The 20,272-nt window shown below is 68.1% G+C and carries 15 protein-coding genes, 2 pseudogenes and 2 riboswitches; of the genes and pseudogenes, 5 read left to right on the top strand and 12 right to left on the bottom strand.

The genetic code is table 11. From position 1 onward, the window contains the following. Positions 1–47 precede the first annotated feature (47 nt). Genes IM25_RS01970 through IM25_RS01980 form a run of 3 tightly spaced genes read left to right on the top strand, consistent with a single transcriptional unit; the run spans position 48 to position 4,665 of the window. Positions 48–1,400: a hypothetical protein gene (locus tag IM25_RS01970; protein ID WP_033096183.1), complete on the top strand. Its 1,353-nt coding sequence runs from the start codon at positions 48–50 to the stop codon at positions 1,398–1,400. After that, positions 1,397–2,359, top strand: coding sequence for a glutamate ABC transporter substrate-binding protein (locus IM25_RS01975; protein ID WP_084294942.1), 963 nt, complete (start codon positions 1,397–1,399; stop codon positions 2,357–2,359). Before IM25_RS01970 ends, IM25_RS01975 begins: the two co-directional genes overlap by 4 nt. Positions 2,360–2,364: 5 nt before the next feature. Further along, positions 2,365–4,665: a serine/threonine-protein kinase gene (locus tag IM25_RS01980; protein ID WP_084295060.1), complete on the top strand. Its 2,301-nt coding sequence runs from the start codon at positions 2,365–2,367 to the stop codon at positions 4,663–4,665. A gap of 7 nt (positions 4,666–4,672) precedes the next feature. On the opposite strand, the gene IM25_RS01985 is transcribed toward IM25_RS01980, so the two are convergent. From IM25_RS01985 to IM25_RS02005, 5 genes and pseudogenes are all read right to left on the bottom strand, one after another. After that, positions 4,673–5,887: an acetate/propionate family kinase gene (locus IM25_RS01985; protein ID WP_033096184.1), complete on the bottom strand. Its 1,215-nt coding sequence runs from the start codon at positions 5,885–5,887 to the stop codon at positions 4,673–4,675. After that, positions 5,884–7,968 (bottom strand): phosphate acetyltransferase, encoded by a 2,085-nt coding sequence (gene pta, locus IM25_RS01990; RefSeq protein WP_024101824.1) that lies wholly within the window; start codon positions 7,966–7,968, stop codon positions 5,884–5,886. The genes IM25_RS01985 and pta overlap by 4 nt, the downstream gene beginning before the upstream one ends. A 191-nt stretch (positions 7,969–8,159) precedes the next feature. Then, positions 8,160–9,172, bottom strand: a pseudogene (gene fgd, locus IM25_RS01995) (glucose-6-phosphate dehydrogenase (coenzyme-F420)). Positions 9,173–9,297: 125 nt separating this feature from the next. Next, positions 9,298–10,158: a DUF559 domain-containing protein gene (locus IM25_RS02000; protein WP_033096186.1), complete on the bottom strand. Its 861-nt coding sequence runs from the start codon at positions 10,156–10,158 to the stop codon at positions 9,298–9,300. 155 nt (positions 10,159–10,313) lie between these two features. Next, positions 10,314–10,754: pseudogene (locus IM25_RS02005) on the bottom strand (LLM class flavin-dependent oxidoreductase); the annotation flags it as partial. Between the two features lie 169 nt (positions 10,755–10,923). Beyond that, positions 10,924–11,016: riboswitch (SAM riboswitch) on the bottom strand. 149 nt (positions 11,017–11,165) lie between these two features. Here IM25_RS02005 and IM25_RS02010 point away from each other — a divergent pair. Beyond that, positions 11,166–11,939 (top strand): sulfite exporter TauE/SafE family protein, encoded by a 774-nt coding sequence (locus IM25_RS02010; RefSeq protein ID WP_006552923.1) that lies wholly within the window; start codon positions 11,166–11,168, stop codon positions 11,937–11,939. A 63-nt stretch (positions 11,940–12,002) separates the two neighbouring features. Here IM25_RS02010 and IM25_RS02015 read toward each other — a convergent pair whose 3' ends face one another. From IM25_RS02015 to IM25_RS02045, 7 genes are all read right to left on the bottom strand, one after another. Further along, positions 12,003–13,349: a bifunctional adenosylcobinamide kinase/adenosylcobinamide-phosphate guanylyltransferase gene (locus IM25_RS02015; protein WP_033096187.1), complete on the bottom strand. Its 1,347-nt coding sequence runs from the start codon at positions 13,347–13,349 to the stop codon at positions 12,003–12,005. Beyond that, a complete protein-coding gene (locus IM25_RS02020) occupies positions 13,349–14,161 on the bottom strand; it encodes an ABC transporter ATP-binding protein (protein ID WP_006552925.1) in 813 nt (270 codons plus the stop codon). The genes IM25_RS02015 and IM25_RS02020 overlap by 1 nt, the downstream gene beginning before the upstream one ends. Beyond that, positions 14,158–15,120: a FecCD family ABC transporter permease gene (locus IM25_RS02025; RefSeq protein WP_228045161.1), complete on the bottom strand. Its 963-nt coding sequence runs from the start codon at positions 15,118–15,120 to the stop codon at positions 14,158–14,160. The genes IM25_RS02020 and IM25_RS02025 overlap by 4 nt, the downstream gene beginning before the upstream one ends. 107 nt (positions 15,121–15,227) lie before the next feature. Continuing rightward, complete coding sequence (locus IM25_RS02030) at positions 15,228–16,133, bottom strand: ABC transporter substrate-binding protein (RefSeq protein ID WP_198162525.1); 906 nt, start codon at positions 16,131–16,133, stop codon at positions 15,228–15,230. An 84-nt stretch (positions 16,134–16,217) separates the two neighbouring features. Then, positions 16,218–16,345, bottom strand: a riboswitch (cobalamin riboswitch). A 24-nt stretch (positions 16,346–16,369) separates the two neighbouring features. After that, on the bottom strand, positions 16,370–17,593 hold the full coding sequence (locus IM25_RS02035; RefSeq protein WP_006552928.1) for an O-succinylhomoserine sulfhydrylase: 1,224 nt from the start codon (positions 17,591–17,593) through the stop codon (positions 16,370–16,372). Then, entirely contained in the window at positions 17,590–18,000 is a 411-nt protein-coding gene (locus IM25_RS02040; protein ID WP_006552929.1) for a rhodanese-like domain-containing protein, read from the bottom strand. The genes IM25_RS02035 and IM25_RS02040 overlap by 4 nt, the downstream gene beginning before the upstream one ends. A 70-nt stretch (positions 18,001–18,070) precedes the next feature. After that, the gene (locus IM25_RS02045) at positions 18,071–18,517 is read right to left on the bottom strand and encodes an Rv0361 family membrane protein (protein WP_033096188.1); all 447 of its coding nucleotides are present in this window, start codon (positions 18,515–18,517) and stop codon (positions 18,071–18,073) included. A gap of 292 nt (positions 18,518–18,809) precedes the next feature. Here IM25_RS02045 and IM25_RS02050 point away from each other — a divergent pair, with 292 nt between their 5' ends. Next, entirely contained in the window at positions 18,810–20,207 is a 1,398-nt protein-coding gene (locus IM25_RS02050; RefSeq protein WP_033096189.1) for an FAD-dependent oxidoreductase, read from the top strand. Positions 20,208–20,272 lie beyond the last annotated feature (65 nt).

Raw genomic sequence — 20,272 nt, forward strand, 5'->3', positions numbered from 1 at the left:
CTTATATGCTCCCCTCAGACCGCTCGACACGAGGAAGGGAGTGCCCGGTGGACGTACGGATCACCCCTCCCTTCGCTCCTGTCGAGAGCCACATCCGCGACGACGCCGATACGGACACTCCGGACGTCCGGTTCGACGACGCTCGTGCCCTGCTCCGGTCCACGCCGGTCCGGTTGGTGGTCCTCGGGGTGGTGCTCACCGTGCTGCTCGTCGCCTCGGCAGCGGCCTCCGCAACGATGGTGTCCGGCAGGCAGGCCACCCACGATCGTCTCCTCGCGTCCATCGAGCCGCTCGCCAGCGCGGCCCAGAATCTCTACAGCGCGCTGTCGGTGGCCGACGCCGCCGCCGTGACGGGCTTCATCTCGGGCGGACTCGAACCGGAGGCGGTGCGCAGTCGCTACATCCGGGCGACCAACGAGGCCGCGGAATATCTCGTCATCGCGGCGACCGGCCTGACCGATGCCGACCGCGAGACCGCGCACAACCTGACGGAGATCGGGCGGCTGCTGCCCGTCTACACGGGTCTCATCGAGACGGCTCGCACCAACAACCGCCCCGGGCATCCGGTCGGCGCCGCATATCTCGGCGAGGCCTCGCACTTGATGCAGACCGAACTGCTCCCCACCGCGCAGGAACTGCACACGCGCGGCGTCGCCGCGGTCGAGGACACCCAGCGCGACGCGGTGCGACCGCCCTGGCTCGCGATCGGATTGCTCCTCGTCACGGTCGCTGCCCTGTGCGTGGCGCACGCCGTCGTGAGCCGCCGCAGTCGTCGCACCCTCAATCCCGGAATCCTCGTCGCGATCGGCGCGACCGGCGCGCTGCTGTGCTGGTTGCTCGTCGCGGGCCTGGCCTCGTCGAGTGCCACCGAACGCGCCATCGAGCGCGGTGCGGCACCGCTCGCCGATCTCACCGAGGGCCGGATCCTCGCCCAGCAGTCGCGTACCGCCGAGACCCTGCTGATCGCCCGGCGCGACACGACCGGCGCGTACGACGACACCTTCGAGACCAACATGGCGCGGCTCGGCGACATCCTCGACGAGTACGGTCGCGATTCCGCCCTCGAGGCGGGCGCCGAGGCAGTGGAGACCGCCCGGTCGGCGCACGACGCATGGATCAACTCGCATGCACGCATGGTCGACGCCCTCGTCCGCGGCGACTACGCAGCGGCCTCGGTCCTCGCGGTCGGTGCAGGTCCCGGCGAGTCCACCGCCCGGTTCGTCGCTCTCGATGCGGCCCTGACGGAAGGAATCGACGACACCCGCACCGAACTGCGCGACAACGAGTTCCGCGCCTCCCGCACCCTCGCCGGCCTCGCACCGATGTCGGTGGTGCTGCTGACGGTGGCGCTGGTCGGCGTGTGGGTCGGTCTCCGGCCCCGGTTGAAGGAGTACCAGTGAGAGAGCGCGTTCTCGTCGCGGGCCTGTGCGTCGTCGCCGCACTCGCCGGCGGGGGCGCGACCGACCCCCCACCGCGCGCCCCCCGCCTCCAAGGGACGACGACCTCTCTCCCGCTTCCCGAGAACGCGCGGATGCTCGAGTCGTCGGTGGCCACACCGCCCGCCCCCGACTGCGGCGATCCCACCGCCTCGCTTCCCCCGGATCCGAACGCCACCGGACCTGCGATCGATCGGATCCGCACGCGCGGCCGGCTGATCGTCGGCCTCGACACCGGCAGCAACCTCATGAGCTACCGCGACACCGCGACCGGGCGCATCACCGGTTTCGACGTCGACATCGCACGTGAGCTCGCCCGCGACCTCCTGGGCGATCCCGACCTCGTCGACTACCGCATCCTGTCGTCGGCCGAGCGCGAGAAGGCGCTGCAGGACTCCACCGTCGACATCGTCGCGAAGACCATGAGCATCACGTGCGCCCGACGCGAGAAGGTCGACTTCTCCACCGAGTACTTCCGAGCCCAGCAGCGCGTGCTCGTCGTCCGGGGATCCGGCATCCGCTCCGCCGCCGATCTCGCCGGCCGGCGCGTGTGCATCGTCGAGGGCACCACCTCGCTGCTCCGGATGCGAGAAGTGCAGCCGTCGGCGTCGATCCTCACCGTGCCGTCGTGGGCCGACTGCCTCGTCGTCCTCCAGCAACAGCAGGTCGACGCCGTGAGCACCGACGACACGATCCTCGCCGGACTCGCCTCACAGGACCCCTATCTCGAACTCGTCGGCCCCTCCCTGGGATCGGAGCCGTACGGAATCGGAATCCGGCTGGGCAGCGACGAGCTCGTACGCTTCGTCAACGCCACCCTCGAACGGATCCGCTCCGACGGGACGTGGACGGCGCTGTACGAGAAGTACCTGCGGGTGCTCGGTCCCACTCCGTCACCCCCGACACCGAACTACCGGAAGTGACGGCCATGTCCGACGAACCCGAACCGGCCGATACCCCGTCGGCCGATTCCGGCCCCGCCACCGAACGCGGCCCCGGCCCCGTCCCCGCCACGCGGCCCGACTCCACCCAGCGCTCGTCGATCTGGTCCGGCTCGTCCTCCCAGCGTTCGTCCTCCCAACGTTCGTCGAACCGCCGCATCCGGCCGCGCGGAACCCAGCGTCGCCGCATCGCCGGCCTCGTCGACGTGCCGGTCCCCACCACGAAGGATCCGGTCGACGCCGTCCTCCGCGATCCTCACGTCTCCGAAGGCAAGAGGTTCTGCGCGAAGTGCGGACAACCGGTGGGACGCAGCACCCCGTCGGGGCCGGGTCCCACAGAAGGTGATTGCCCCCAGTGCGGAACACATTTCCAGTTCACTCCGGCCCTGCACCGCGGGGACCTCGTCGCCGGGCAGTACGAGGTGCAGGGTTGTCTCGCCCACGGCGGACTGGGATGGATCTACCTCGCGATCGACCGCAACGTGAGCGACCGCTGGGTAGTGCTGAAGGGCCTGCTGCAGAGTGGCGACGCCGAGGCCCAGGCGGTCGCGGTGGCCGAACGCCAGTTCCTGGCCGAGGTCAGCCATCCGAGCATCGTGCAGATCTACAACTTCGTCGAGCACCCCTCACCGGACGGCACCCCGATGGGATACATCGTCATGGAGTACCTGGGTGGTCACACCCTGCGTACCGTGCTCGACAACTATCCCCCACCGAACCGCATCCCCGTCGAGCAGGCCATCGCATACATGCTCGAAGTGCTACCGGCACTGCAGTATCTGCACGACATCGGACTGGTCTACAACGACCTCAAGCCCGAGAACATCATGGTCACCGACGAGCAGATCGAACTCATCGACCTCGGCGCCGTCTCCGCGATCGAGGGATACGGCTATCTGTACGGGACGCCGGGATATCAAGCACCCGAGATCGTCCGGACCGGGCCGACGGTCGCGAGCGACATCTACACGGTCGGACGCACACTCGCGGTGCTCACCCTCGACATGCCCTCGGACAAAGGCCGTTACCGCGACGGTCTGCCCACCCCCGAGCAGGCTCCCCTGCTCGACGAGTTCGACTCCTTCCACCGCCTGCTCCTGCGGGCCACGAACCCCGATCCGCAGCAGCGCTTCTCGTCCGCCGACGAATTGCACGGACAGCTCACCGGTGTGCTGCGCGAGATCCTGTCGAAGAAACTCGGCACCGAACACCCCGGACTGTCCCGGCTGTTCAGCCCGCCCCGCACGACCTTCGGCACCGACGAGGCACTCGTCCCCACCGACGTGTACGCCGACGGGATCGAGCGCGACCCCAAACTGCGGGGCCAGGATGTCGCGGCGGCACTGCCCGTCCCCCTGCTCGACCCCAACGATCCGAGTGCCGCGCTCCTCGCCGCCGCGGTGCACAGCGAACCGCAGCAGACCCTCGACTCGCTCCGGCACGCGCGCGAGAACGGGGTCGGGCGGGTCGTCGGAGCATCCGACGTGTCGTTCTCCAAGGAGATCACCCTCGCCGAGGTCCGCGCCCATCTCGATCTCGGGCAGGTCGACAGCGCGGTGGAGATCCTCCCCCGCCTCGAGCGCGAGTTCGGCGACGACTGGCGCATGGACTGGTACGCCGGCATCGCCGAACTGCTGCAGGACGACTACGAGGCAGCGTTCACCCGGTTCGACAAGGTGCTGCACGCGCTTCCGGGTGAGATCGCCCCGAAGATCGCACTCGGGGCCACCGCCGAACTGACGCTGCAGCATTGGGAGAGCGACGACCCCGACGCGTGGCGACGCTTCTGCGAGCAGTCCTACCGGGTCGTGTGGCGCACCGATCACGCCGTCGTCAGCGCGGCCTTCGGGTTGGCACGCCAGCTCACCGCCCGCGACGAGATCCGCGCCGCCGTGGACGTGCTCGACGAGGTCCCCACGACCTCCCGGCACCACAGTGCCGCGACCATGACCGCCGCGCTGATCCTGTTACGAGGCGGTCGCGTCGAGGAGATCTCCGAGGCGGATCTGCGCGAGGCCGCGCACCGGATCGCGTCGCTGCCTCCCGACGAGGGTCGCGCCCTGCAGATGCGCGCACTGGTCCTCGGGACAGCGCTCGAATGGGTGCGCAGTGGACGGGCATCGAGTCGCGAGTACGACCGCATCCTCGACGTACCGTTCACCGAGAAGGGACTCCGCCTGGGCACCGAGGCGGCGCTGCGGCAATTGGCGCGCAACGCCCCTTCCCGCACACACCGCTACACCCTCGTCGACCTCGCGAACGCGATCCGGCCGCGCAGTTTGACCTGATCAGAAGTCAGCGCCGGGCGAACTGCACGGCCGCGCGGGCGATGGCGAGTTCCTCGTTCGTGGGGATCACGAGAACCTCCACCTGCGACGAGTCGGCCGAGATCCGGCGTTCCCCGTCGTCGTCGGCAGTGTTGCGCGCATCGTCGACGACGATGCCGAGCCGGTCGAGGCCGGAGAGGCTGTCGCGCCGGACGTCGACGTTGTTCTCCCCCACCCCACCGGTGAACACGATCGCGTCGACGCCGCCGAGCTCGAAGGTGTAGGCGCCCACGTACTTCCGGATGCGATGCACGTAGACTTCGTACGCGAGTCGCGCGTCCTCGTCGCCCTCGCCGACGAGCTTCAGCAGAGCCCGGAAGTCGTTGACACCCGACAGCCCCTTCAGGCCTGAATGCCGGTTGAGCAGGTCGTCGATGGCGTCGACCTTCAACCCGGCCGCTCGGTTGAGGTGCATGACGACACCCGGATCGATGTCGCCGCTGCGCGTGCCCATGACGAGACCCTCGAGCGGGGTCAGTCCCATCGAGGTGTCGACCGGGCTCCCACCTGCGACCGCCGACGCCGACGCACCGTTACCCAGATGGAGCACAACCAGATTCAGGTCCGCGATGTCGCGTCCGAGGAACTCCGCGGCACGCCCCGACACGTATTCGTGTGAAGTACCGTGGAATCCGTACCGCCGGATGTCGTGCTTGTGGGCGATGTCGCGGTCGATCGCATAGGTCGCCGCGTGCGGCGGAAGACCGTGGAAGAAGGCGGTGTCGAAGACACCCACATGGGGGATGTCGGGCAGTTCCTCCCGCGCGACCTCCATTCCCACGACGTTCGCCGGATTGTGGAGGGGCGCAAGGATCGACAATTCGTCGACGGCGCGGACCACGTCGTCGTCGATCAGGGTCGGTTCGTAGAAGACCTTGCCGCCGTGCACGAGTCGGTGTCCGACGGCGACGATGCCCACCTCGTGCAGCGGACGGCCCAGCCCTTCGAGCATCTCCAGTACCGCACGCAGTCCGGTCCGGTGGTCGGCGATGGCGTCGTTGCGTTCGTCCGCCCCCGCCGTGTGGTGGAAGACGATCCGGCCCTCCGGTTCCCCGATCCGCTCGATCAGTCCGTGCGCCAGCGACTTTCCGCTCTCCGGTTCGATCAGCTGGAACTTGATCGACGACGATCCGGAGTTGAGGACCAGGACGGTGCCTGCGGTGACCGGGTTCGGGCTGCTCACGCGTCTTCCTCCTGCGCCTGGATCGCGGTGATGGCGATGGTGTTGACGATGTCCTGGATCAGGGCGCCCCGCGAGAGGTCGTTGACCGGCTTGTTCAGGCCTTGCAGGACGGGGCCGACGGCGACGGCACCGGCGCTGCGCTGCACGGCCTTGTAGGTGTTGTTGCCGGTGTTCAGGTCCGGGAAGATGAACACCGTGGCGCGTCCGGCGACGTCGGAGTCGGGCAGCTTCGCGCTCGCGACCGTCGGTTCGATCGCCGCGTCGTACTGGATCGGACCTTCCACCAGCAGGTCGGGTCGCCGCTCCCGGACCAACGTCGTGGCCGAGCGGACCTTGTCGACGTCGGCACCCGAACCGGATTCGCCGGTGGAGTACGACAGCATCGCGACCCTCGGGTCGATGCCGAACCGGGCGGCGGTCGCGGCGGACGAAATCGCGATGTCGGCGAGCTGGTCGGCGGTCGGGTCGGGGACGACGGCGCAGTCGCCGTACGCGAGGACACGGTCGGCGAGGCACATCAGGAAGATGCTCGACACCGTGGAGACGCCCGGTTCGGTCTTGATGATCTCGAGGGCGGGGCGGATCGTGTGGGCGGTGGTGTGGGCCGCGCCCGAAACCATGCCGTCGGCCAGTCCCAGGTGCACCATCATCGTGCCGAAATATGAGATGTCGCGCATGATCTCGCGTGCACGTTCGACGGTCATGCCTTTGTGGGCACGCAGCCGCGCGTACTCCTCCGCGAACCGGTCGGCGTGCTCGGAAGTGCGCGGGTCGAGGATCTGCGCCTGCGACAGGTCCACCCCGAGTTCCGACGCCCGCTGGCGGACGGCTGCCTCGTCGCCGAGGATCGTCAGCTTCGCGATGCCACGCTGGAGCACGCGTCCGGCGGCTCGAAGGATGCGGTCGTCCTCGCCCTCGGGTAACACGATGTGCCGCTGCTGGGCCCGCGCGCGGTCGATGAGCTGGTATTCGAACATCTGCGGGGTGGTCACGGACGGTCGCGGCAGTCGCAACCGGTCGAGCAGAGAACGGGAATCGACGTGTCGTTCCATGAGCGCGAGTGCCGTGTCGATCTTGCGCTGTGCGCCGAGGGCCATGCGGCCGCGGGTGCGGTCGGCAGCCGAGGCGGTGTCGAAGGTGCCGAGTTCGGTGGTGAGTATCGGCAGCGACGGCTTCAAGGCCGTGACGAGCTGCGCGATCATCGGGTGCGGCAGCAGGCCCCCGTTCATGATGATGCCGGCGAGCGTCGGGAATCCTTCGGCGGCATTGGCGTTGACCAGCGCGAGGATGACGTCGGAGCGGTCGGCGGGAGCGATGACGACGACGCCGTCGGTGAGCCGCTCGAGAATCCGTTCGGCGGTCATGCCACCGACCATGATCCGCAGCGCTTCCCGCTGCAGCAGGTCGGGGTCACCGCTGTAGAGCTCGCCTCCGATCGCGGTCTGCAGCTCGGCCATCGTCGGCGCGACCAGTGCGGGCACCTCCGGGAGCGTCCACACCGGTTCGGTGCGGTCGCCGAGAGCCCGGGCGATCTCGTCGAGTGCATGGGGGTCGCAGCGGTTCACCACCACCGCGCCGAGATGCGCGTGCTGTCCCGCGAGCTCGTTCGCACACACACCGGCGAGCTGGGCGATCTCCGAGGGCGTGCGGCGGGAACCGCGCAGGACGAGCAGTACCGGGGCGTCGAGGTTCGCCGCGATGCGGGCGTTGTACGACAGTTCGCTGGGGTTGGCGATCTCGGTGTAGTCGCTGCCGACGATGACGACGGCGTCGCAGCGGTCCGCCACCGCGTGGTACTTGCCGACGATGTCGCTGAGCGCGGCGTCCGGGTCGTCGTGGACGTCGTCGTAGGTGACGCCGATGCAGTCCTCGTAGGCGAGGTCGACGGTGGTGTGTTCGAGCAACAGTTCGAGGATGTAGTCGATGTCGCTGTCGGAGCGCGCGATGGGACGGAAGACACCGACGCGGGCGGTGGACGCGCACAGCGTCTGCAGCACGCCCAGGGCGACCGTCGACTTCCCGGTGTCCCCTTCCGGAGCTGCGATGTAGATGCTCGAGACGGACCCTGCAGCAGCACTCATGGATTCCACCCTAACTGCAAACTTTGCTCCGTCCCGCGTACCCGCGTACCCGCGCACACGCCCGGCCGGAGGTGTCCGGCCGGGCATGGGAGTCGCGGGATGTCAGGACTGGGTCTGCAGCACGCGCGGGGTGTCGGGCTGCTCGGTGCCGCTCCTACTCAGCGGAGAAGCGGCACCTTGCGGGTCGGACGTCAGGTGAGTGCGCGCAGGCGCGGGGCGAGGTCGCGCTCGAACAACTCCAGGAACCGCTTCTGATCATGACCCGGCGCATGGAACACCAGATGATTCAACCCCGCGTCGACATACGCCCTGACCTGCTCGACCGCCTCGTCCGGATCCGACGCCACGATCCACCGCTTGGCGACCTGCTCGATCGGCAACGCATCCGCCGCCGCCTCCATCTCCATCGGATCATCGATGGAATGCTTCTGCTCCGGCGTGAGCGACAACGGCGCCCAGAACCGGGTGTTCTCCAACGCCTTGTCCGGATCGGTGTCGTACGAGATCTTGATCTCGATCATTCTGTCGATCTGCGCCACATCCCGCTCCGCCTTCTCCGCCCCCTCGGCGACGGCCGGCAACAGCTTGTCGGTGTAGAGCTCCATGCCCTTGCCGGAGGTGCAGATGAACCCGTCCCCGCGCGTCCGGCATAGCGGGCCACGACCGGGCCACCGGCGGCGACGTAGACCGGGATGCCGCCTTCGGGCACGTCGTAGATCGACGCCCCCTTGGTGGTGTAGTACTCGCCCTCGAAATCGACCCGGTCTCCGCGCCACAGCTCACGCATCAACCGCACCGATTCGCGCAGCCGGGCGAAGCGTTCCTTGAACTCCGGCCACTGGCCGGCGTAGCCGGTGGCGATCTCGTTGAGTGCTTCGCCGGTGCCGACCCCGAGGAAGATCCGTCCCGGATACAGACACCCCATCGTCGCGAAGGCCTGCGCGATCACCGCCGGGTTGTACCGGAACGTCGGCGTGAGCACACTCGTGCCCAGCTGCAACCTTTCGGTGCGCTCCCCCACAGCGGTCATCCACGCCAACGAGAACGGCGCATGCCCACCGTTGTGCCGCCACGGCTGGAAATGATCCGACACCGTCGCCGAATCCATCCCGTGCGCCTCGGCCAACACACCCAACTCCACCAGCTCGCGCGGCCCGAACTGCTCCGCCGACGCCTTGTATCCCAACTTCAAACCCTGAGCCACAGATTCCTCCGACCGTTCGCGTTCCGATGTCCCCGAGTATGCCCACCGGACGCTCGTCGTCGGTCGAGACCGACGTTGTGTTCGAAATTCACCGAAAAATCGCACACAACACCGGTCTCGACAGGTCACCCGAGGGCACCGGCGCGGTGCAACGCGCGTCGCACCCTTTCGACGAGGACTCGAGGTCGCCGATACAGCAGGTCGGCGCCGACACGCACCACGGTCCAACCGAGCTCCGACAGCAACGTATAGCGGTCGATGTCGATGGTCCGCTGTACTCGATCGGTCCAGTGCTGCGCACCGTCGTACTCGACGAGGACCCTCCACTGCTTCCAGCCCATGTCCGCACGTGCCACGAACCGCCCACCGTCGTAGATCTCGATCTGCGTCTCCGGCACGGGCAGACCGGATCGGACGATCAGCAGCCGCGTGTGCGTCTCCGGTGGTGACGCGGCACCTCCGTCGACGAGTTCGAGAACCTTCCGTACGGACGCGAGGTGCCGAGCACCCTTGTTCCGAGCGGCCACCGCTTCGATCTCGTGGACCTTCGTTCCGGTCGCATTGCAGAGCGCGTCCACCATTTCGACGCACCGATCGAGGTCCGCACCGCGCGCGAGGTCGAAGGCCGTTCGGGCCGGTATCGTCACCGTCATTCCGTCGACGACGCAGGATTCGATGTCGTCGACGCTGCGAACGATGATGCCCGGCGTCGAGTGCAGTTTTCCGGGTCGCACCATCTCCGCCGGCAACGACGCGTCGAGCCAACGGGTCCCGTGCACGGCGGCTGCGGATGGTCCGGCCAGTACCCCGGCGCCTCCGGTCCACAACCAGGCGGCCTTCGCGCGTAGCAGCGCGGTCGCTTCGACTCCCGGAGCGACGTACACATTGCGATGAAGCTTCACGAAGTGGTGCCGAAGTTGATACCGCGTCACCGATCCGGCCGCCAGTGCATCGGTGCCGGCGAACGGTTCGTGGAAGTCGACCATGAGCGCGAGCGTGCCCGGTCTCCTGCGTTCCCGGTACCCCGAATCCGCCGTCTGTGGAGGACTTTCGACGTTATCCCCAGACGCGCCGAATCGAGACCGGTGTTGTTGTCGATTTCTCGCGAGTTATCGACAACAACACCGGTCTCGACGAACGATCACGCGGCGCGGACCCGCGCCAATCCCCATTCGCGGGCCAGGAGTTGATAGGAACGCAGGCGGTCCTCGTGGCCGTGGGTGACCGAGGTGACGACGAGTTCGTCGGCGTCCGTCACTCGGCGGAGGGTGTCGAGACGCTCCGCCACCGAGCTCGGCGCCCCCACGAACTGGGTGACGATGCGGTCGTCGACGAGGGCTCGCTCCTCGTCGGTCAGCGGCGGGGTGGTCTCTGGGTCCGGGTACGGGATCGCGCCGTGACCCGAGCGGATGCTGTGCGTCCAATGCCCGTAGGTCGACGCCAACTCGCGTGCGGTGGCGTCGTCGTCGGCGACCACCGCGTCGGCCGAGACCACCACGTAGGGCTTCCTCAGGGTCGGCGACGGACGGAACGCCGACCGGTACGCCTCGACCGCTTCGATTGTCGTGCCCGGGTGGACGTGCTCACGGCGACGTCCTGTGGGCGGGAGCCATCGGAATGGGCCTTTCGAAGTACCGCTATGATGACACCGGTGCGAAGTACCGCCGTGACACCGCTGCGAAGTACCGCGGCACAGGTCGATGTGCAGGCGGCACCACGAGGCGCGCTCGGTCCAGCGGGTCATGCTCGTTCCTCCATCGATCCCGGCGGTAGCACCCGCACCCGCGTACGGGGGGTTGCTGCGACGTCGTAGAGCCAGGTCTCTCGGTCGCTCTGGATGGTCGCGCCTCAAGCTACGGAGTGCGGCACGCCGCGGAAAGGCTTTCTCTCACTGTGACGGAAATCCGTTCCTCGTCGAGACCGATGTCGATGTCGACGCGGTGCCCCGGCATCGACGACAAGGCCGGTTTCGGTACGCCGTAGACTCGCCTCGGTGACCCCGCTCGAACTCTTCCTCGTCGCATTGGCCGGACTGGGCGCCGGAGCGATCAACTCCCTCGTCGGATCCGGCACTCTCATCACCTTCCCGACGCTCGTCGCGTTCGGTGTGCCCCCGGTGACCGCGACGATGTCCAACGCGATCGGCCTGGTCGCTGGAGGTGTGTCAGGCACCTGGGGGTATCGGCGCGAGCTGCGCGGGCAATGGGAGCGGCTGCGGTGGCAGATCCCGGCGTCGTTCTGCGGGGCACTGGTAGGAGCGTGGCTCCTGCTCCACCTGCCTGAGACCGTCTTCGAGACGGTCGTACCCATCCTGCTCCTCCTGGCCCTTACCCTCGTCGTGTTCCAGCCGAAGATCCAGGCGTGGGTGGCCCGCAGAACCGGCGGCGACGCCGACGGCCACCTCGGACCGGTGCGGATGACACTGCTCGTCGTCGGCACTTTCGCCGTCGGCATCTACGGCGGCTATTTCACGGCGGCGCAGGGCATTCTGCTCATGGGTTTGTTCGGAGCGTTGCTGCACGACCACATCCAGCGACAGAACGCGGTGAAGAATCTGCTGTCGCTGGTCGTGAACGTCGTGGCCGCGTGCGCGTACATCCTGGTGGCGTTCGACCGGATCGACTGGACCGTGGCCGCACTGATCGCGGTGGGTTCTTTGATCGGTGGCTATCTCGGTTCCCACTACGGCCGGCGCCTGTCGCCGGTCGCGCTGCGGGCGGTGATCGTCGTGGTGGGGCTGATCGGTCTTTACCGACTGCTCGCCTGACGCACCACTTTCCGGAATTCACCTCTGCCGGGGGTGTCCGCAGCGTTACGAGAAGAACAGGTATCAATCCGATTTCAGAGAAATGGGAATCCCCGCCACCACGAGAGTTGCCGACTCACTGGCCTCCGCGACCCGCGCATTGAGCCGGCCGAGCATGTCGCGGAACAATCGGCCCGAAGAGGTCGCGGGCACCACTCCGCTACCGACCTCGTTGCTCACGGCGACCACCGGCACCGCACACTTCCGCCACGCCGCGATCAACTCGTCCACATCGGAGTGGACAGGGTCGAGGTCGCCACCATCCCAGACACCGTGGATATCGAGCCGTGCCGTCAACCACGTTCCGAGACAATCGATCAGCAGCGGTTCCGTAGCGGTGCACAGCACCTCGGCGACATCGACCGTCTCCACCGTCGACCATGAACCGGGACGTCTTTCCCGGTGCAGTGCAACACGTTCCGCCCACTCCGCGTCACCCTCTCGTGTCCCGCCGGTGGCGACGTAGGTGACGGACGGGCAGGACGCGAGTAGTTCCTCGGCGTGCCGCGACTTGCCCGACCGCACTCCCCCGAGAACCAGCGTCCGATGCGGCACGACCGGAGTGCCTTCACCCACGTAGACCACCTCACCGTCACGACCGGGACGAGCATCCACCTGCTGCAGACGATTCCGCAGTTCGTCGATGGGCGGATTGTGGTGGCCCAGATGCACTGCGACCACCTCGGTGTTCTCGGTGACGGCACCGACACCGCGCAGACCATCCACCATCGCGCCGAACTCGGGCAGGCCGAGGTGACCCTCGGACAGTTCGGAACGGTCGCCGAAGGTTTCCTCGAGGAATACCGCGTCGAACCGGGCGTCGCGCACGGCCTCGAACCACTCGGCGAGCCACATCCCGGTGTCGCACGCCCACAGCAACCGCGACCCGCCCGGGCCCGACAGGTCGTACAGCACCGCGTCGCCGTCGCGGAAGACCTTGTGCCGTGCGGGAAGAACGCGCACCGAGTAGTCGCCGACGGTGGGCGAGTCCCCCGGCTCGACCGGCACGAAACGCACCGGCGCGTCGGGAGCCACCCAGGGTCTACAGGTGTTGAGCGCGTCGGCGGGACCTATCACATCGAGTTCGACGCCGGCGGCCACCCACGACCGGAACAACAATGCCTGCGGGCCCAGATGATCTGCATGGGCGTGGGTCAGGAGGATATGCCGCACCTGCGCCAGCGACCTGCCGTGCCGCACGGCTGCGCGGGGCGCCTCAGGACCGCAGTCGAGCATCAGCACATCGTCGACGAGTGCCGCGGTCTGCCCGCGGATCTCGCCGCGACGCGCGGCATCCGCGCAGGATGCACACGTGCAGAACGGGTTCGGCCACCCGTCCGCCGCGCCGGTTCCCAGGAGCACGACCTCCATCAGCGGTCCTTCGTGCTGTCGCGGAGCGGGAGGACGGCGCGACCCGCCGGGCGGTCGAGGATCTCGACGCGGGCGCCGTAGACCTGCGCGATGCGTTCGGCGGTGAGGACGTCGTCGGGCGCTCCGTCGGCGACGACGTGCCCGCGATCGAGCAGTACGAGCCGTTCCCCGTATTGGGCGGCGGAGGTCAGGTCGTGCATCGCGGCGATGACGGTGAGGTCGCCTTCGGTGCGCATCGAATCGACGAGTTCGAGTACCTGCTGCTGGTGTCCGATGTCGAGTGCGCTGGTGGGTTCGTCGAGGAGCAGCACCCGCGGTTGCTGGGCGAGAGCGCGTGCGAGCACGACGCGCTGCAGCTCACCGCCGGACAGTTCGGTCGCGAGTCGCGGTGCGAACGCTTCGAGCTCGAGCCGTTCTACGATCCGGTCCACCACCTCGCGGTCGTGCGCGGTCTCGGATCCGAAGCGCGGGATGTGCGGGGTGCGGCCGAGATGGATCAGTTCCCTGACGGTGACACCTTCCGGCACCACGGGGCGTTGCGGCATCAGCGCGACCGCGCGTGCCATGTCCCGACGTCCGGCGCGCCCCGGCACGATGTCGGCGACCTGCAGGTGACCGGTGGCCGGCACGAGACCGGCGAGGACGTGCAGCAGGGTGGTCTTGCCCGACCCGTTGGGTCCGACCAGCGATAGCCAGGAGCCGGCGGTGACGTTCAGGTCGATCCCGTGCAGCACCTCGACGCCACCGCGTTCGGCGCTGAGCTGCCGGCACGACACCGTCATGGTCGGGGTGGTGAGAACATCGCTCTTCATCGGACACCTCGGCTCCGTCTGAGCACGACGAGGAAGAAGGGCGCCCCGATCGCCGCGGTGACGACACCGATCGGCAGTTCGGCGGGCGACATGACGGTGCGGGCCAGGACGTCCGCGAGGACGAGGAAGGACGCACCCACCAGCAGCGACAGCGGCAGCAGGAGACGGTGGCCGGGTCCGGCGAGCAGCCGGACCGCGTGGGGGACGACGATGCCGACGAACCCGATGAGACCGCTCGCCGAGACGACGGCCGCGGTTCCGAGGGTCGCGACGCAGACGAGCAGCAGCCGCACGCGCGCCGGGTTGATCCCGAGGCTCGCGGCTTCGACGTCGCCGACCGCCATGACATCGAGTGTGCGCCGATGCAGCGCGATGATCGCGACGGTGACCACGACGTACGGCAGGACCACGACGACGTCGGACCAACCGTCGGTGGACAGGCGGCCGAGCATCCACGAGTACACCTGCCGCAGGGTGTCGTCGTGCAGCTGCATGAAGAACGTCTGGATCGCGTTGGCGAAGGCCGCGACGGCGACACCGGCGAGGATGATGACGACTTCCGAGCGGCTGCCGCCGACGGTGCGGCCGAGCGAATACGTCGCGCCGACGGCGAGCAGGCCCCCGGCGAAGGCCGCGATCGGGACACCGGCGAACCCGGCCGCGCCGCCCACGACGATGGCGAGGGTGGCACCGAGACCGGCGCCGCTGGAGACCCCGAGCAGATAGGGATCGGCGAGCGGATTGCGGAAGACCCCTTGGTAGGCCGCACCGGCGATGGCCAGCATCGCACCGACCAGCACCCCGAGCACGACGCGCGGCATCCGGATGTTCCACAGGATCGCCTGCTGACGCGTGCTCAACCCGGAGTCGACGTCGACGAGCGGCAGGCGGTCGGCGATGTCGAGCAGCACCCCGCCCGGGGTGAGACCGGCCGGTCCGACGAGGATCCCGACCAGCATCGCGGCGAACAGGACGAGCACCGCGCCGGTCAGCGCGAGCGCGTTGCGCGGCAGTACCCGCGCACCGCCGGGTGGCAGGGCGCGGGTACTGCGTCGCGACAGAGAGATCAAGGCGTGGGCTGGGCCGCGGGGATGGTGCCGACGATCCGGGCGATCTCACGCATCAGGTCCACGACGCGCGGACCCCAGCGACTGGCGATGTCCTCGTCGAGGACGTAGACCTGGCCGTCCCGGACAGCGGTGAGCTCGCCCCATCCGGCACGTTCCGCGACGACCTCGGGCGTGACGCCGCAGCACTGGCCGTCGGCCAGGAAGATCACGTCGGGGTTCTGTTCGAGGACGTACTCGGCGGACAGCTGCGGGTAGCCGTCGCCGCCGGTCGCGATCGAGGTCAGCCCCAGCATCGAGTAGATCTCGCCGATGTAGGTGTCGTCGGTGACGGTGTAGAAGGTGTTGTCGAGCTCGTGGTAGTAGGTCAGCGGGGTCTCCCGTTCGGGGAGGCCGGCGAGAATCTCGTCGATGTCCGTCTTCATCTGCGCCACGAGTTCGGCGGCGTCGCCGACGTGTCCGGTGACGGCTCCCAGCTGCTCGATCTGGGCGTAGGTGTCGTCCAGGTTCTCGGCCGCGGGAAGGATCAGCGTCTCGACACCGGCCTGTTCGAGTCCCGCAACGAGATCGGCGGTATCGGCGTTGGCGACGACCAGGTCGGGTTCGTAACCGAGGATCGCCTCGACGTTGGGGGTGTACCCCGACAGATCGGTGACGGGCGCGTCGGCCGGATAATCGGATCGGTCGTCGACCGCGACCACCTGGTCGCCGGCACCGACGGCGTAGAGCATCTCCGTGCTGGTGGGGCTCAGCGACACGATGGCCTGCGGGACGTCCGCGGAGGTGGTGTCGGTGTCACCGGACGGTGACGAATCGTCGCTGCTCGAGCACCCTGCGGCGAGGAGCGCGAAAGCGGTCAGTCCGGCGGCGAGCAGCCGTCGGTGGTTGTCGAGTGGCACAGCCATCCTCCGTTGTTCGGAGGACGAAAACAGCACGGCTGCAACAGGCGGTTGCGGCACGCCACCGTCCTTCGTCCGAGGACCAGTACGTACGGACCCTCCGCGCCGGCCGACCTGGCTCACCCCGTATCGGGACTTACAGTTGCGGGACAGCGCCGGAATCTCACCGGCTTCACCGAAAACGCAGCGGGTGCCCTACCGGATCGGCAGGACACCCGCAGCGTAGCTCACGGCGTCCCAGGTCAGGACAGCGCCTGCTGGAGATCCTCGAGCAGATCCTCGGGATCCTCGAGGCCCACGGACAGTCGCACCACGCCGTCGGACAAACCGATCGCGGCCCGGCCCTCCGGTCCCATCGCCCGGTGGGTGGTGGTCGCCGGGTGGGTGATGAGCGACTTGGAGTCGCCGAGATTGTTCGAGATGTCGACGATGCGCAGCTTGTTCAGCAGCTCGAAGGCACGCTTCTTGCCCTCGCCCTCGGGGGCGTCGAGCTCCAACGTGATGATCGTGCCACCGCCACTCATCTGCGACTTCGCGAGTTCGTACTGCGGGTGCGACTCGAGATACGGGTACTTGACCCAGCGCACCGCATCCTGCGATTCGAGGAACTGCGCGATGCGCAGCGCCGAATCGACCGAGGCGCGCAACCGCACCGGCATGGTCTCGAGACCCTTGAGCAGCGTCCACGCGTTGAACGGGCTCAGCGACGGCCCGGTGTGGCGGATGAGCTTCTGCACCGGCCCGTCGATGTAGTCGGCGGGTCCGAGGATCGCTCCGCCGAGCACGCGGCCCTGACCGTCGATGTGTTTGGTGCCGGAGTAGACGACGATGTCGGCACCGAGATCGAGGCTGCGCTGCAGCAGCGGGGTGGCGAAGACGTTGTCCAGCACCACCTTCGCGCCCGCCGCATGCGCCATCTCGGAGACGCGACGCACGTCGACGAGGGTCTGCATGGGGTTCGAGGGGGTCTCGAAGAAGACCGCGGTGGTGGGCACCGACAGTGCCTTCTCCCACTGGTCGAGATCCTCGCCGTCGACGAACACCGTCTCCACGCCCCAGCGGGGCAGAATCTCGTTGCACACGACGAAGCACGAACCGAAGAGGCTGCGTGCCGCGACGAGACGGTCGCCCTTGCCGAGCAACGCGGCGAGCGCGGTGAACACCGCGGACATGCCGGACGCGGTGGCGTACGCCCCCTCGGCACCGTCGAGCAGGCGCAGGCGCTCCTCGAACATCTTCACCGTGGGGTTGCCGTAGCGGGAGTAGACGAAATGGTCGACGTCGCCGGTGAAAGCGGCCTCGGCGGCCTCGGCCGACTCGTAGACGAACCCGGAGTTGAGGTAAAGGGCCTCGGAGGTCTCCTCGAAACCGGATCGGAGGGTGCCGCCGCGCACGCCGAGCGTGGCGGGGCGAACGGTGGCGGGCAGCGCCTTGTCGAACGCGCCGCCCTGGGGGATGGAACTCACGACTGCCTCCACGGCAGGCCCGCGGCCCGCCAGCCCTCGGCACCGCGATGGCTTTCGCCGTCGAGAGCGCCTTCGAATCCTTCGAGAACGTTGTAGGCGGGGGTCAGGCCCGCAGCGGTGGCGGCCGTGGCCGCTCCGATGGAGCGCTGCCCCGAGCGACACAGGAAGATCACCGGTCCGCTGCCGATACCCGCTGCCCTCAGATCCTCGACGAAGTTCGGGTTGGGGGCGCCGTCGGGGTAACGAACCCACTCGACGAACACGGTCCGGCGACCGAGCGACGAGGTCTCGGGGACCCCGACGTATTTCCACTCGGCTTCGGTACGCACATCGACGAGCACGGCATCCGGATCACCTTGCAGCAGGTCCCATGCCTGCTGCGGCGTTATATCACCTGCGTAGCTCACCGGAACATATTTTCACAGGTCGGACTGTGACGTACACGCGGGCACCGCTTCGTATACGCACGGCGACACGTCAGAACCGGCAGATCCGCCACACGTCGTCGATGCGGACGACCTGCCACGTCTCGGTCTGCGTCTCCCCGTCGAGGCCGGTCCGGACGTCGACGGTGGCCCGATCGCCGTCCACGGCGATGTTCTGCGCGGCCTGCAGCTCCACGCGTCCCTCGACGTCCGCGAGCGGTGCTTCCTCGGCGGGCAGATCGCTGCACCGCAGCCGGTCGAGGATCGGTCCGTCGTTCTCGTTGTGCGCGGAGACGTAGTCGGTGACGGCGCGGCGCACCATCTCGTCCTCGGTGAGGTCGTCGCCCGCCGGGGAGAAGAGCTGGGCGCCGAAGACGACGAGGACGAGCACCACCAGGACCGCGAGGGCTCCGAGGAAAGGCCCTATGCTGCTACTGGTGGGACCGTCGGGATCCGGGCCGGGATCGGGTTCGGGTTCGGGGGCTCCGCGCTTGGCCATGCGCCCGATCCTAGTGGGCGCGAGGTCGCGGCCCGTCACGACCGCATTTGCCCTAAAAACCCTCTCGAGGTAGGAATTGTCGCATGGCCACCACGCAGCTCGTTCGACGCCTCGCCGTCGACCTGTGTCGTATGGGTGCCCACATGTGTTGTCGCTGAAGCGATTCGCTCGACGGCTCGATTCGTCCTCCTTCGCCGTCATCCCCGCGCGACCTGCGCCGAGCCCACTGAGGGCAGCCTTAATTTAAGCTGGATATGTCCGTCCGCACACCGAAGAGGTAGTTGATCCCCTGATGACCGATCAGACTCGTCCCCTTCGCGTCGCGATCGTCGGTGCCGGCCCTGCCGGTATCTACGCCGCCGACGCACTCATGAAGTCCGACACTGCGCAGGATCCCGGGGTCAGCATCGACCTGTTCGAGCGCATGCCGGCGCCGTTCGGTCTGATCCGCTACGGTGTCGCGCCCGACCACCCGCGCATCAAGGGCATCATCACCGCCCTGCACAAGGTGCTCGACAAGCCGCAGATCCGCCTGCTCGGCAATCTCGACTACGGCAGCGACTTCAACCTCGACGACCTGCAGCGTTTCTACGATGCGGTGATCTTCTCGACCGGCGCGAACGCGGACCGCGCGCTGAACATCCCCGGCATCGATCTCGACGGCAGCTACGGCGCCGCCGACTTCGTGTCCTGGTACGACGGTCACCCCGACGTGCCGCGCACCTGGCCGCTCGAGGCGGAGAAGGTCGCCGTCCTCGGTGTCGGCAACGTCGCGCTCGACGTCGCCCGCGTGCTCGCCAAGACCGGCGACGAGCTGCTGCCGACGGAGATTCCGCCGAACGTCTACGAGGGTCTGAAGAACAACAAGGCCGTCGAGGTGCACGTCTTCGGTCGCCGTGGTCCGGCGCAGGCCAAGTTCACGCCGCTCGAGCTGCGCGAACTCGACCACTCCCCGACCATCGAGGTCATCGTCGACCCCGAGGACATCGACTACGACGAAGGCTCCGAGCAGGCGCGGCGTAACTCCAAGCAGGTCGACATGGTCGCCAACACTCTGCAGGACTGGGCGATCCGCGATGTGGGCAACCGCCCGCACAAGCTGTTCCTGCACTTCTTCGAGTCCCCGCACGAGATCCTCGGTGAGGACGGCAAGGTCGTCGGTCTGCGCACCGAGCGCACCGAGCTCGACGGCACCGGCAACGTGCGCGGCACCGGCAAGTTCAACGACTGGGAGGTCCAGGCCGTCTACCGCGCGGTCGGCTACCTGTCGCAGAACATCGCCAAGCTGCCCTTCGACGAGCAGGCCGGCACCGTGCCGAACGAGGCCGGACGCGTGCTCGCCGACGAGAACGCCGAGGGTCCCGACCGGTTCATGCCGCACACCTACGTCACCGGCTGGATCAAGCGCGGCCCCGTCGGCCTGATCGGCCACACCAAGGGCGACGCGAACGAGACCGTCGCGAACCTGCTCGAGGACCGGGCCGCCGGCCGGCTGAACACCCCCGAGGATCCGTCCGAGGACGCGATCGTGAAGTTCCTCGAGGACAAGCAGCTGCCGTACACCACCTGGCAGGGCTGGTACCGCCTCGACGCGCACGAGCGCAGCCTCGGTGAGGCCGAGGGCCGCGAGCGCGTGAAGGTCGTCGAGCGCGAGGACATGTTCCGCGCGAGCGAGCCGCACAAGGCGTGACAGCAGCCTGAACTGCACGAACGAGGAGGGACCCATCCGCGCGGATGGGTCCCTCCTCGCTTTCG

This window comes from Rhodococcus sp. p52, assembly GCF_000763325.2.
Taxonomy (GTDB): Bacteria; Actinomycetota; Actinomycetes; order Mycobacteriales; family Mycobacteriaceae; genus Rhodococcus; species Rhodococcus pyridinivorans.